The sequence below is a fragment of the Butyrivibrio sp. XPD2006 genome (assembly GCF_000420865.1).
Lineage (GTDB): Bacteria > Bacillota > Clostridia > Lachnospirales > Lachnospiraceae > Butyrivibrio.
The window spans coordinates 92098-105766 of sequence record NZ_ATVT01000002.1; the positions used below are offsets into that span (position 1 = coordinate 92098).

Consider the following 13669-nt stretch of genomic DNA (forward strand, 5'->3'; position numbering starts at 1 on the left):
TATTTTACGGGTTTTGTGGATTCTGAACGCCCGCATGTGTGCTGTAGCTGTCATATTGATTTGGATCGCCCATTGGATTGGCATTATCATGTGTAGGATCTCCTAATAACTGATATTCACCATCTACATATCTAGGTCTTGTGTTTATAATGTCGCTTTCAAATGCATATCCGTAGTACTGTCTGAAGTCCTGCTTCTTGCCACCCCAGTTGGGATGTACTCCGTATCCCGCCCAGGATTTAATAGGATCCGCGTAGGCTTCATGGTTATCACAAACTATTTGGCACCACTGGTCTTCCCATTTATTTGCATTTACATGTACCCATTTAAGTGGTATATACTCAGCCTTATTTCCTGCCTGCCAATCGGCATACCAGAACTTGTCAAGATAATCAAGAATAAGTCCCAAAGCCCTTGTAGAACCTGCACAGGTATACTGATGAGCTATAAAAACACCATATGCTGTTCTGTAAAGCTTATTGTTAGAGCTTTCGACCTCCTCACGAGTAAGTTCTTTCCCGGCTGCACAATACCCGTTTACAATTCCTGTGGCGTAGGCCACCATCTCTATCTGAGTTCCGCTTCCGTTGTTATTAACACGATCATATACATGTCTTGCAAGCTGAAGGGCTACACTTCTTGCCTCGTTTTCCTGGCGTCTGTTCATACCTCCGTTACTGTGGATTTCATCAGGAATAACCGCCATCCCGTCCTGCTGCTTTTTTGTCTTCTGATATCTTGGCACAACATATTCAAATTTACTTCTCCACTGTCTGGATTCAGGATTTATTATCCTGTCTGCCACACGATTCTCATTGTAGCCAAAAGTCTTATAATGCTGAAATAAAGCATTGGGATCGGCACCTACATCAAATCTGAGATCCTGGTAGTTTAGGAAATAACACAACGCATTAAATTTCTTGTCTTTGTATGTATCATTAAACTTTTCCAGTGCCAGCAACGTATCTTCGTCGATTTCTACGCTCGTTGTTGTGGGATTCTTGGCTGTGGTTCCGTTAGGACTCGGTGTGGGATATGTCACATTAGAAGTGGCATAAGTTGTCACCGGGAAAAGAAATGTCAGAATCAAAACCCCAAGCACAATACTCTCAGCTGCTTTAGCAATTCTTGTAAGTGTAGATCTGCAGAACATTTTTCGCCTCCGTCTATAGGTTTTTTGGCTAAAAAAACGCAACAAAAAAAGCCAACAAGATTTCATACATTAATCTTATCGGCTTAATTTTATGAATTGTTTATACTAATTTGTATGTTTTCCGTTTTTTAAAACGAACATGCCACACGCAAAACATAACAGCAATATGAACAGCCTCGCATGCTCCGGTCTTCCTGCATCTGAGGTTTCCGATCTTCTGGCTCCCAGAACCTGCGGCTGGGCACTGTAAGTTGCTGCTGCCTCCAAACTGTTCAGGACTACATTACCGGTTGTTGCCGTCAGTCCCGTATCTGTTTTTACTACAGATATGATTGATGTTGTTTTCAGATCAGAAGTCGTATCACCATCACCTGATGCTGCGATTTCTCCACTTCCTGCATCTACCAGTATAAGCTGTCCGTTAACTTTATTGATATTATAAAGATAATTGACGGAATTACCATTCTCATCCACTATGCTGATACCGGTTATCTCATTGACCGATTTACCGGCACCTGTCTGGCTTCCGTTTATTACTACCCTCTCTATTCTGTGTCCTTCCATCAGTGAACCGGAAGTGATCTCAAAACTGTCATCCGTGAGGGTCTGACCATCATCGTTCCTGACCGTTGTACCGGCTTCTATGGTGATATCCCTGGCCTTGACGCATACAGTCCCGGTAGTGGGAAGTACATTGAATTTGGCAGGTAGAACATTTCCTGCCGAATCCCTGATTATGAAATCTGCAGCCGTCCTCAGAGGATGATCCTCAGCATCATAGAAGACTACTTCCTGTGAGTCTCCGGGATTTGTAACCTTGGCAAAGGCCTTGACTACATTGATCCAGAAATCCTGTCCACGATAAGAAAACTCCGTGCCAAGTCCCACATCAGCATATGCTTTGGTTCCAATGAACCTTCCATAGCACTCATAGAGATAACCGATAATAGGGTTTCCGGTCTCTTTGTCGTTTATAACGATCTCAAAACCACCCACTATGTGCTCTCTGCCATCAAACTCAATTTCACGGCGCTCAACACCATCTTCCAAAAACAAAGCCCTGATCTCTATCGTAACATCGGGAATCGGGTCTTCTGTCGGATCTTCTACCGGATCTTCTATAGGTTCTTCCTGATTTTCAGATGTTTCAGGTGTTTCCGGCTTAACCGGCTCTTTGGGCTCTACAATCTGTCCGGGATCATCAGTATTATCTGCATCTCCGGGTACTACAGGCTCTACAGGGTCTACAGGATTTTCCGGTCCTACAGGATCTTCCGGGTTCTCCGGTTCTACGGGTTCCTCCGGCTCTACGGGTTCCTCCGGCTCTTCAACCGCTTCCTGTGCCCTTTCTCTTATAACACCGTCTACATGGATCTTGACGTCAGCGTTGGGATAACCGGTAGATGCCGTCTTGGCAACATACCAAACCACGTAATGTCTGGATTCATCAAAGTCTCCGACAACGCTGCTGATATCCGACGCCTGCGGGAGTTTATCAAGCATCCGTGAAACCTCGTTGGATGCTGTAAATCCATCTGTCAAAAGAGATTCATCAGAGCCGTCAATCGATCCGGTACTCGGAGAGTACTTAGCCGATGACAGCGCCCCGTTTACTCTGATAGCTGATGAATACAGGTCTGAGGAGTAGTTCCCGGGTTCCTCCGGTATATCTGCCCCGATGCCTCTGCCTCTGATAAAAAAGCATACGTCTAAGAATTCCTCGTTGACATCAGCATCAGCATCAACATCCTCAACCTGAACCTCAGCTTGAATCTCATCCTGCTCGTTATTTAATTCTTCTGCACCGGCAATGATGGTCATGCCTCTGCTCCCCAGCACGGCAACAAAGATCATCAATGCCATCAGAACGCTAAATGCATTCCCGGCAAAGCCTTTCATAACGAATTACACTCCCATAATCTATATAAAACATACTGAAATATCATACCAAATATTCTATCATATCATTCATCATAATATGGCATTTTTTTGTAAGACTCAGAATATCTTCATAGCATCGGAAATCGAAGAAACACCGATTATCTCCACATCCTTAAAGGCGCTCTTAAGCTTGGCCTCCAGCGCTTTCGGAACAATACAGGTCTTAAATCCCAGCTTTCTTGCCTCCGATACTCTGGCCTCAGCCATATTGACCGAGCGCACTTCTCCCGAGAGTCCAACCTCTCCGAATGCGATCACATCTCCGCTTATGGGCTTATTCTTAAAGCTTGATATAAGCGCAAGACAGATTCCCAAATCCAGTGATGGCTCAGCAATCCTCATACCACCGGCAAGATTTACATAGGCATCAGACTCTCCCATCTGAAGCCCGACTCTCTTTTCAAGAACAGCCATAAGAAGATTGACTCTGTTGTAGTCAGTTCCGTTGGCCTGTCTCTTTGGAAAGCCGAAATTACTCCTGCATACAAGAGCCTGAATCTCTATAAGAATGGGTCTTGTACCCTCAACAGAGCAGGTGACAATTGATCCACTGGCATTTTCCGGTCTTCCGTCCAGCATGAACTCCGATGGATTGGTCACTTCAACAAGTCCCTTTTCCTGCATTTCAAAAACACCGATCTCGTTGGTGGATCCGAATCGGTTCTTGACCGCACGTAAAATCCTGTAGGATGCGTGCCGATCGCCCTCAAAATAAAGCACTGTATCAACCATATGCTCAAGGACTCTGGGACCAGCAACCTGTCCCTCCTTGGTCACATGTCCGACAATGAATATGGAAATATTCATACTCTTGGCAATCCTAAGAAGCACCGATGTGGACTCCCTTACCTGAGAGACACTGCCCGGTGCTGAAGACACAGCCTCATTATACATAGTCTGGATTGAATCAATTATGACAACAGAGGGTTTGGCCCTTGTGATAGCCTCCTCTATATTACCAAGATTAGTCTCGCACATGAATTTCAGCTTATCAGAAAAATCCCCTATCCTGTTGGCTCTTAGCTTGATCTGTCTGAGGGACTCCTCACCTGAAATATATAATATATCGCGGCCGTCTGCTGAAATATTTCCTGCTACCTGCAAAAGAATTGTAGACTTACCTATACCGGGATCTCCTCCAACAAGAATAAGAGAGCCCTTGACCAGTCCTCCTCCCAGAACCCTGTTCAGCTCCCCAATATGTGTATCATATCTCTCCTCGTCATTCATCTCGATGTCTGACAGGGATTTAGGTGCCTCATATGTCCCGGGCTGTGCTGATGCTGCACTTATACCCTTGGCTGCTTTTGCCGCAGGCTTGACCGTTTCCTCGACAAACGTATTCCATTCCCTGCACCCCGGACACTGTCCCATCCATTTGGATGATTCATACCCGCAATTCTGGCAGAAAAATACAGATTTAATCTTTGTAGCCATTTATCCTCCACATCCCCAATAAACTTAAAAGAGCTTTCCTGTAAGGGAAAGCTCTAAAATGTTATTTTGTTATTTACAGACCCTGACCTCTACCGGTCCCTCGCCTGAGAGTTCCACGCTGATGTTCAGCTTGCCTCCAAGATTTGTTGTCATCTTACCGATGCTGTTTCCGCCAACGGATACACTGTATTCAGTGTTCTCCAAAAGTCCTAATGTGATCTGTGCATCATTGTCACCTTCAACACTAAACTCTACTCCGTTGTCAGTTTCCTTAAATCCTGTAACAGCAGTTCCGGGAACTGATTCATAAACAAAGTTTTCATTGCTTTCGAGCTTCGTGATATCCTTGTAGGTCTTTACCTTGAGAATATTACCGTTGTGCTCAAAATTCTCCAGCTTCTTCTTTTCCGGAAGCTTGTAATTGCCAAAGCTTATAGTGCCATCACTTTCAGCTTTGATCAACTGTTCTACGACAGCCATAGTAGCCCTCCTAAGCATGTTGCACTTTTTATAAGTAACTCATATATAAAGTATATCCTACTCCGACACATTATTAAATTAAAATTTTCTTATTTTTTAGCCGGTTTTTTTGTAGTCTTCTTAACAGGCTTTTTTGTGGTAACTGTGGTCTTTGTCTTGGTTGCAGACTTAGCCTTGGTAGTCTTTACGGACACTTTCTTGACTGATGAACTCTTGCCGTCCTTGCCGACAAAGACGATCTTGTCGTCCTTAAGACTTACCGTCACATCCATTCCTGCCTTTATATTGCCCCTGAGAAGCTCTTCTGCCATTGCATCCTCAACAGTCGACTGGATTGCTCTCTTAAGAGGTCTTGCACCCATCTTGGCATCTGAATACTTAGCAACAAGATGTTTCTTGACAGCAGGAGATATTGTGAGATTTATATCCAACTGCGCTTTGCATCTCTTGGCCAGATTGGATGAAAGAAGAGTAACGATATCCATCATCTCTTTTTCAGTCAGAGTATGGAATACCATGATCTCGTCAATACGGTTGATAAACTCCGGTTTAAAGAGCTTTTTGACCTCATCCATTACTCCGGACTTCATGTCCTCATAGTCTCTCTTGGCATCAGGTCCTGAGCCAAAACCAAGCTTCTTGGGATCTACAATCCTCTGAGCTCCGACATTGGAAGTCATGATGAGGATGGTATTCTTAAAGCTTACCTTCCTGCCCTTGGAATCTGTGATATGTCCGTCATCAAGCACCTGAAGCAGGATATTGAACACATCGGGATGTGCCTTCTCAATCTCATCAAAAAGAATAACTGAGTATGGATGACGACGCACCTTCTCAGAGAGCTGACCGCCATCATCAAATCCTACATATCCGGGCGGTGATCCGATCATCTTGGATACCGAATGACCTTCCATGTACTCCGACATATCAACTCTTATAAGTGCATTTTCATCACCGAACATAGCCTCTGCCAGAGCCTTGGAAAGCTCTGTCTTACCTACACCGGTAGGTCCGAGGAAAAGGAATGATCCGATAGGTCTATTAGGATCCTGAAGTCCTACTCTTCCTCTTCTGATAGCCTTGGATACAGCCTTAACAGCGTCTTCCTGTCCGATAACCCTCTTGTGGAGAACGGACTCAAGCTTAAGAAGCTTCTCAGTTTCCTTCTCTGCAATCTTTTTGACAGGGATTCTGGTCCATTCAGCCACAACCTCTGCGATATCATTTTCGTTTACAATAAATCCCGATGTCTGATTTTTCTTTTTCTCCGCATTTCTGACCTTCTGGAGCTTGCCAAGAAGAAGATTCTGCTGTTTGTTGTAGGCACCGGCTTTTTCGAAATCACTTTCCTTAAGAGCAGTCTCTATACTGATATCCAGGTCTTTGATTTGCTGCTCAAGGTCTTTTACCTTGGATGAAACACCCATGGTGCGGAGTCTGACTGCTGAAGCCGCCTCATCTATAAGGTCAATGGCCTTATCCGGAAGGTTTCTGTCGTTGATATATCTCTCAGAAAGTTCCACGGCAGCCTTAATAGCCTCAGGTGTTATTGTAACCCTGTGATGTTCCTCGTACTTGCTCACGATGCCGTTGAGAATCTCTGTAGCCTCTTCCTTGGTTGGTTCATCCACATTGACAGGCTGGAATCTCCTCTCAAGAGCTGCATCCTTCTCAACGTATTTGCGGTACTCTGTGATTGTAGTAGCACCGATCATCTGTATCTCGCCTCTTGCAAGAGAAGGCTTCAGGATATTGGAAGCATCGATTGCGCCCTCTGCGCCACCGGCTCCGATAAGTGTATGCATCTCATCTACAAAGAGGATGATATTCCCATCATCGGCTACTTCCTTGATGACCTTCTTGATCCTCTCCTCAAATTCACCTCTGTACTTGGATCCGGCAATCATTCCCGAAAGGTCGAGAGTAACAAGTCTCTTATTCTGCACTGTAAGCGGAACATCTCCGGAGGCAATCTTCTGTGCAAGACCTTCTACAACTGCTGTCTTACCTACGCCGGGTTCACCTATAAGGCATGGATTATTCTTGGTTCTCCTGGAGAGTATCTGGATCACTCTCTTTATCTCCCTCTGTCTTCCGATTACGGGATCGAGCTTGCCCTCCATAGCAAGCGCTGTCATATCACGGCTGTACTGAGCCAGGATTGACGCCTTCTTGCCGGCCTTGGGAGACATTGTCTTTTTGCCAAGGTCCTCTTTTACAAGATTAGGGTCCTCTCCCATGGCTGCCAGAGTCTCAGCATAAATCTTCTGAGCAGGCACATTGAGGGTGCTGATAAGCCTTACAGCTACATTCTCCCCTTCCTTGATAAGTGCAAGAAGAATATGCTCTGTTCCTGTCTTGTCGGAGTGGAAGCGCTCTGCAAGCTTGTGAGCTTCCTCAAGAACTTTCTCTGCCCTCGGAGAAAATCCGTCTCTGTCGAGAGTCCTGACATTGCTGTCCGGTACGATCAGATCCCTTATCATATCCATCATCCTGTTCTCATCGATTCCGTTGTCGATCAGGATCCTGGATGCCACACATCCATCCTCAAGAATAAGTCCCATGAGGATGTGCTCGGTGCCGACATAATTGAGCTTGAGTGTTCTGGCTGTCTTCTTGGCGAGCTTAAGAACATCAGCTGCCATTGCTGTAAATTTAGATTCCATATATTAATCCTTTCTGTTAAAGGTTTGTGTTAGCTTCGTAATTGTCATAGAGTTCATCTACCAGTGCATGGATATCCTCTCTTCCGATACCCTTACATATTCCTCTGGCAAGTACCACTGCCAGCTCCTCCCTTGCTTCCTTAAGGGCTTTGAGCTTGTTGATATCGATGGCTATGATAGCTCCCCTTCTCCTGTCGATCTTGACGAATCCGTCCTGTTGCAGGATAGAATAGGCCTTGTTGACCGTATGCATATTAATGCCGATGGTCTCCGCAAGCTGCCTCACACTTGGAAGCTGCTCTCCCTCTCTGAACTGGGACGTCGCAATTCCCAATATGATCTGATTACAGAGCTGAACGTAAATCGCTTCATCGCTGTTAAAATCAATTTCTATTATCATTTCGATCTCCTTGATAAAGAAGTTCTGCCTGGTGTGACACATTTAGTATAACACATATTACAGATTTTTCCCACTACGAAAAAGAACCTCCGCATATGCGGAGGTTCTAGTATATTTCATTCGGAAGTTCCGCTCTCGCTACGCTCGCCGGAACAAAGTTCGCTTACGGAAATCTAAGATTTCCTAGCTCACTTTTCATCATCAAGGTCGAGGAATTCGAACTCGAAATCATCCTCATCACCGATGAAGTTCTTGGTCTTACGTCTGGGCGCCTCTTCTCTTCTTGGCTGTTCTGCTTCAGCTCTTGAAGGTCTCCTTACAGGACGCTCTTCAGAATCGTCCCTTGCAGGTCTTCTTGCAGGTCTGTCTTCAGGATTTCTCCTGGGTTGACGCTCCTGACGCTCTTCATCGTACTCAGCAGATCTTCTCGGTCTTGCAGGTCTTTCCTCAGAATTCTCTTCTCTTCTGGCCTTTACAGGTCTTGCATTTTCATCTCTTGAAGGTCTTACTGTTCTCTCTTCAGCAGCCTGTCTTCTTGCAGGTCTGCGCTCTTCCTCATCTTCGTCATCGTCATCACGTGCTCTTCTTCTGGAAGGCTGTGAGTAACGATCGTACTCTTCATCCTCGTCATCCTCATAATAGAGTGAGTCGCGAAGCTTAAGAGCAAGAAGGATAAGTCCAACTACAAGTGCTGCAATCACTACTGCAAGGATGATAAGAATTGTCTTGTAATTATTGTTTGACTTAACGAGTTTACTAACCTCATCGCTGCTCTTAGCTGCATCAATGAGTTCATTGACTTTAACTCTGTATCCCTCAACATTGTCATAGAGGTACCATACTGCACCATTCTCTCCGTCCTCAAGGTATACAAGTGAGTAATGTCCGTCACCTGCATCTCCTGCTGAAGCCGGCTGTGAGCTCTCCTCTGACTGTCCTTCTTCAGGTGCCTCGGTGTTCTCGCCTTCGCCCTCTACTGCTTCAGGTGTCTCTCCACCCTCAGGAGCCTCTGTGTTCTCGGCGGGAGCTGCCTCACCAACCTCTAAGAGGTCGCTTCTGATAAATCCTGTCTTGTTGCTGCTTCCGAAAGTTACCTGATACCATGTCTTGTTGTCTGAACCTGTTGCCTCACCTGTGATTGTAACGGTATCGCCCTTAGTAACCTTGCCGACTGAATTATAAGCTGTACCTGCGCCTTCACGAACATTTACACTGTCCTGTGTGATTGTTGCAGGTCTGGATTCTGTAGCTGTTACTGTTGTTGCAGGGAGTGAAGCTGCTGCTGCATTACTCTCTGTAGTATTGGTGGTTGTGGTTGTTGTTGTCTCAGCCTTGGCTGATGAATCACCGGACTTCTTGATAAGGTCGCTTCTTACATAACCTTTTTCACTCTTGTTGACACGGATCTTGTACCATACATATCCTGAAGCATCTGTTGCTTCATCGATGATCTCTACGGTATCTCCCTCTCTGAGACTTGAAATCTGAGAAGCTGTTGTGCTTGCTTCGGATCTGACCTTAACATTTGATGTAGCAACAGTTCCGGTAGTCTCAGTATAGGCAAATGCCTGTACTCCCATTGACACGAATATAGTCGCTGATAATACGGCTGAAAGGCCGAGCGACATCAGTCTCTTTCCTATTCTTTTCATTTTTCACTCCTCCATTTCATCAATCGCCTTACCAATGTCATGACGCATGTATTTATTGTCAAAGTCTACCCACTCTGTAGCCTCATAAGCCTTCTTGCGGGCTTCTGAGAGAGTGTCACCTTTAGCTGTGATGCCAAGCACTCTGCCACCGTTTGTAACAATGCCTTCAGGTGTGAGCTTTGTTCCTGCATGGAAGCAGTAATATCCGTCCTTGCCCTTGAAATTCTCAAGGCCTCTGATGAGCTTGCCCTTCTCATAGCTGAGCGGATATCCGTCACTGGCGAGTACAACACATACCGCTGCCTTGTCTTCAAACTCAAGATCAAGGTCAGAAAGTGTCCCGTCGATGCAGGCATTACAAACATCAATTATATCAGTTTTAAGTCTCGGAAGCACTACCTGAGCCTCCGGATCCCCAAATCTGGCGTTGTATTCAAGAACCTTAGGGCCATCCTCAGTCAGCATGAGTCCGAAGAAAATAACTCCCTTGAACTCCCTTCCCTCTTTGGCCATAGCTTCTACAGTCCTGCCGTAAATATTATCGCGACAGAACCTGTCTATCTCATCTGTATAGAACGGGCTGGGTGAGAAGTTACCCATGCCGCCTGTGTTAAGTCCTGTATCTCCATCCCCTGCTCTCTTATGATCCTGAGCACTGGACATGAGCTTGTATGTCTTACCGTCCACAAAAGACAGAACAGAAACCTCCCTGCCTGTCATGAATTCTTCGATTACCATGTGATTGCCGGCATCTCCGAACTTCTTATCCTGCATAATCTGCTTAACACCGGCCTTTGCTTCATCAAGGTCCTGGCAGATAAGAACTCCCTTACCAAGAGCCAGACCGTCAGCCTTAAGAACAATCGGGAATTTGGCGCTCTCGAGATATTTAAGCGCATCCTCAGCATTATCAAAGGTCTCATAAGCAGCTGTAGGAATATTGTACTTCTTCATAAGATCCTTGGAAAAAGCTTTGCTTCCTTCAAGTATCGCTGCATTTTTGCGCGGTCCGAATACCCTGAGGCCTTCAGCCTCAAACGCATCAACAATACCGCCCACAAGCGGATCATCCATTCCAATTATTGTAAGATCGATCTCTTTTTCTTTTGCAAAAGAAGTGAGCTTATCAAACTCCATTGGAGTGATGGGCACGCATTCGGCAAGCTCCGCAATTCCGCCGTTTCCCGGCGCACAGTATATCTTGTCTACCTTGGGCGATCTTGAAACTGCTTCGGCAATCGCATGCTCACGTCCGCCTCCGCCAACAATCAAAACTTTCATCAGAAAACTGTCTCCTCTTCATAACCTTCAATAAATACTTTATTTCCCCTGATCTGAACTTTATTATTGGCAATCAGATCAATTGCCATAGGAAGTATCTTCCATTCAGCCTGCTCCATGATCCTCTTCTGAAGAACCTCAGGAGTGTCATCCTGTCTTATCATTACAGGCTTCTGTAAAATGATCGGTCCTGTATCGGTGCCCTCATCCACAAAGTGAACGGTTGCCCCTGAAACTCTTACGCCTCTCTCCAAAGCCTTCTCATGAACCTTGAGGCCATAATAGCCTGTTCCACAGAAAGAAGGGATAAGAGAAGGATGGATATTGATTATCCTGCCCTCAAAGGCTTTGACAACGATATCCGGAATAACAACCAGACACCCTGCCAGTACGATCAGATCCGGATCAGCATCCTTAAGTATCTGCAAAAGAGCTTTATTAAAGTCCTCTCTGTTTTCGAACTCCCTGGGGCTCTTGCAAACACTCTTTATTCCTGCCTTTTTAGCTCTTTCCAGAGCATAGGCCTTCGGATTGTTGCTGTATACCAGACAGATCTCGGTATTGGTAATAGTTTTATTCTCTATAGCATCGATAATAGCCTGAAGATTAGTACCGCCCCCAGACACCAGAACTGCAATTTTCAAATCCGTCACCTCTTTATATGAGCTCTGCGCACTTCTCGCCGCTCTCACATGAGCCTACTACCCATGCCTTGTCTCCTGAAGCCTCAATAGCCTTCAGAGCAGCCTGTACGTCATCCTTATCAACTGCAAGAACCATTCCCAGGCCCATATTGAAGGTGTTGTACATCATCTTCTCATCAATTCCGCCCTTCTTCTGCATAAGCGGGAAGATAGGTGGAATGTCGTAACTGTCTTTTTTAATAACTGCCTTGATTCCATCCGGAAGCATTCTCGGAATATTCTCGTAGAATCCGCCACCGGTAATATGTGAGCAGCCCTTAACCTTAACTCCTGAAGTCTTAAGTGACTTCATCATCTTTACATAGATTCTTGTGGGTGTAAGAAGACACTCACCAAGAGTCTGTCCAAGTTCATCATAATATGTCTCAAGGTTTTCTTTGGTTACATCAAAGACCTTGCGAACCAGTGAAAATCCGTTGGAGTGAACACCGCTGCTTGCAACTCCGATAAGTACATCGCCGGCCTTAATTGTGCTGCCGTCTATCATATCTTTTCTGTCAACAACACCTACGGTAAATCCCGCAACGTCGTACTCATCCTCAGGCATAAGTCCGGGATGCTCGGCGGTCTCACCGCCGATAAGTGCACATTCAGACTGCTTGCAGCCCTCAGCAACACCCTTTACGATTGCTGCGATCTTCTCAGGGAAATTCCTGCCGCAGGCAATATAGTCAAGGAAGAATAATGGCTCACCACCGGCGCATGCAACGTCGTTTACACACATTGCAACTGCATCAATTCCGATAGTGTCATGCTTATCCATAAGAAATGCCAGCTTGATCTTGGTGCCGACACCGTCTGTTCCCGATAAAAGTACCGGATCCTCCATATTCTTGAACGAAGCCATAGAAAAAGCTCCCGAGAATCCGCCAAGCCCGCCTAAAACCTCAGGCCTGTTTGTCTGTTTAACATAATCCTTGATAAGTTCAACTGATTTGTAGCCTGCCTCAATGTCTACTCCAGCTGATTTGTAATCCAGTGCCATCATTCACTCCTCTTAATTCCTATTTATTTGTAATTCTTGTATCCGACTTCCTGCAACTTCTTGTCCTTGGCTACTACCGCGTCCTTGAGAGATGCTGAATAATCCTTGAGTTTACCAAGAAGCTCATCATCAGATGTTGCAAGGATCTTAGCAGCAAGTAATCCCGCATTTGCACCGCCGTTAATTGCAACGGTTGCAACAGGAATGCCTGAAGGCATCTGAACTATACTGTACAGAGAATCTCTTCCGCCCAGGGAAGTTGTGTGCATTGGTATTCCGATAACGGGCATCGGAAAGATTGCAGCGCACATACCCGGCAAATGAGCTGCCATACCTGCTCCTGCTATTATAACTTTAAAGCCCTTTTCCTCAGCTGTCCTGGCGTATTCAAAGAATTCATCGGGCTCTCTGTGCGCAGAAATTATCCGCATCTCATAAGAAATCCCCAGCTGATCAAGAACATCTGCTGCCTTACTCATTACGGGCATATCTGAATCACTGCCCATTACAATTCCTACTTTTGGCATTATATCCTCCTATATCTAGTCACACGTATCATAACATAATACTAAATATTGTGCCACTAAAATCTTACAAAAAAATTAACATTTACGACTGCAAAAATCCGGGTCACATAAAGCCCAAAACCAGCAAAAACACGATGAATATAATGGATAACAGATTTAGTATGATTCCCAGATTCGGGAACAGCTTGAAAATATCCCGTTCAAATCTTGACATTATTCCGAGAACAATTCCCGCAACAGAAAAAATGGCCGCAACTAAAGCCGCTGCGGCGTATCTGATCTGCGCCTGGCCTCCGTCCCTGTAAGTAAAAACGACGGAAACAACCAGTGCCGTAACAGATATACATCCCAAGATTGCGGACATTACGCCTTTCTCGGGATGTCTGTTATCGGTAAACATATATCGGTCTCTGACCGGTTCAAATTTTTTAATACGAAACTTA

Annotated in this window: 12 protein-coding genes; all 12 read right to left on the minus strand. The window is 45.3% G+C overall.

The features are described from left to right. Positions 1-4: 4 nt before the first annotated feature. On the minus strand, positions 5-1153 hold the full coding sequence (locus G590_RS0102420; RefSeq protein ID WP_022764081.1) for a hypothetical protein: 1149 nt from the start codon (positions 1151-1153) through the stop codon (positions 5-7). A gap of 105 nt (positions 1154-1258) precedes the next feature. Then, a complete protein-coding gene (locus G590_RS21615; protein ID WP_022764082.1) occupies positions 1259-3052 on the minus strand; it encodes a hypothetical protein in 1794 nt (597 codons plus the stop codon). 99 nt (positions 3053-3151) lie between these two features. After that, positions 3152-4531, minus strand: coding sequence for a DNA repair protein RadA (radA, locus tag G590_RS0102430; protein ID WP_022764083.1), 1380 nt, complete (start codon positions 4529-4531; stop codon positions 3152-3154). A gap of 69 nt (positions 4532-4600) precedes the next feature. Further along, positions 4601-5011, minus strand: coding sequence for a hypothetical protein (locus G590_RS0102435; protein WP_022764084.1), 411 nt, complete (start codon positions 5009-5011; stop codon positions 4601-4603). An 89-nt stretch (positions 5012-5100) separates the two neighbouring features. Continuing rightward, positions 5101-7677: an ATP-dependent Clp protease ATP-binding subunit gene (locus G590_RS0102440; protein ID WP_022764085.1), complete on the minus strand. Its 2577-nt coding sequence runs from the start codon at positions 7675-7677 to the stop codon at positions 5101-5103. Positions 7678-7693: 16 nt separating this feature from the next. Further along, positions 7694-8077 carry a GntR family transcriptional regulator gene (locus G590_RS0102445; RefSeq protein ID WP_022764086.1) on the minus strand — a complete coding sequence of 128 codons (384 nt, stop codon included), beginning with the start codon at positions 8075-8077 and terminating at the stop codon, positions 7694-7696. Positions 8078-8265: 188 nt separating this feature from the next. Next, positions 8266-9729: an SH3 domain-containing protein gene (locus G590_RS0102450; RefSeq protein WP_022764087.1), complete on the minus strand. Its 1464-nt coding sequence runs from the start codon at positions 9727-9729 to the stop codon at positions 8266-8268. Positions 9730-9732: 3 nt separating this feature from the next. After that, entirely contained in the window at positions 9733-11010 is a 1278-nt protein-coding gene (gene purD, locus G590_RS0102455; protein WP_022764088.1) for a phosphoribosylamine--glycine ligase, read from the minus strand. Beyond that, positions 11010-11654, minus strand: a complete 645-nt coding sequence (gene purN / locus G590_RS0102460; RefSeq protein ID WP_022764089.1) for a phosphoribosylglycinamide formyltransferase — start codon at positions 11652-11654, stop codon at positions 11010-11012. The genes purD and purN overlap by 1 nt, the downstream gene beginning before the upstream one ends. 13 nt (positions 11655-11667) lie before the next feature. Further along, complete coding sequence (purM, locus tag G590_RS0102465) at positions 11668-12693, minus strand: phosphoribosylformylglycinamidine cyclo-ligase (protein WP_026493865.1); 1026 nt, start codon at positions 12691-12693, stop codon at positions 11668-11670. 29 nt (positions 12694-12722) lie between these two features. Continuing rightward, positions 12723-13226 (minus strand): 5-(carboxyamino)imidazole ribonucleotide mutase, encoded by a 504-nt coding sequence (purE, locus tag G590_RS0102470; protein ID WP_022764091.1) that lies wholly within the window; start codon positions 13224-13226, stop codon positions 12723-12725. 103 nt (positions 13227-13329) lie between these two features. Further along, positions 13330-13626, minus strand: a complete 297-nt coding sequence (locus G590_RS0102475; protein WP_022764092.1) for a DUF6142 family protein — start codon at positions 13624-13626, stop codon at positions 13330-13332. Between the last annotated feature and the right edge of the window lie 43 nt (positions 13627-13669).

Bases quoted from the DNA above. Each gene is read 5' to 3' on its own strand.
- G590_RS21615 (WP_022764082.1), bottom strand. From the start codon at position 3,052: ATGAAAGGCTTTGCCGGGAATGCATTTAGCGTTCTGATGGCATTGATG.
- purD (WP_022764088.1), bottom strand. From the start codon at position 11,010: ATGAAAGTTTTGATTGTTGGCGGAGGCGGACGTGAGCATGCGATTGCC.
- radA (WP_022764083.1), bottom strand. From the start codon at position 4,531: ATGGCTACAAAGATTAAATCTGTATTTTTCTGCCAGAATTGCGGGTAT.
- G590_RS0102445 (WP_022764086.1), bottom strand. From the start codon at position 8,077: ATGATAATAGAAATTGATTTTAACAGCGATGAAGCGATTTACGTTCAG.
- purE (WP_022764091.1), bottom strand. From the start codon at position 13,226: ATGCCAAAAGTAGGAATTGTAATGGGCAGTGATTCAGATATGCCCGTA.
- G590_RS0102420 (WP_022764081.1), bottom strand. From the start codon at position 1,153: ATGTTCTGCAGATCTACACTTACAAGAATTGCTAAAGCAGCTGAGAGT.
- G590_RS0102475 (WP_022764092.1), bottom strand. From the start codon at position 13,626: ATGTTTACCGATAACAGACATCCCGAGAAAGGCGTAATGTCCGCAATC.
- G590_RS0102440 (WP_022764085.1), bottom strand. From the start codon at position 7,677: ATGGAATCTAAATTTACAGCAATGGCAGCTGATGTTCTTAAGCTCGCC.
- G590_RS0102435 (WP_022764084.1), bottom strand. From the start codon at position 5,011: ATGGCTGTCGTAGAACAGTTGATCAAAGCTGAAAGTGATGGCACTATA.
- G590_RS0102450 (WP_022764087.1), bottom strand. From the start codon at position 9,729: ATGAAAAGAATAGGAAAGAGACTGATGTCGCTCGGCCTTTCAGCCGTA.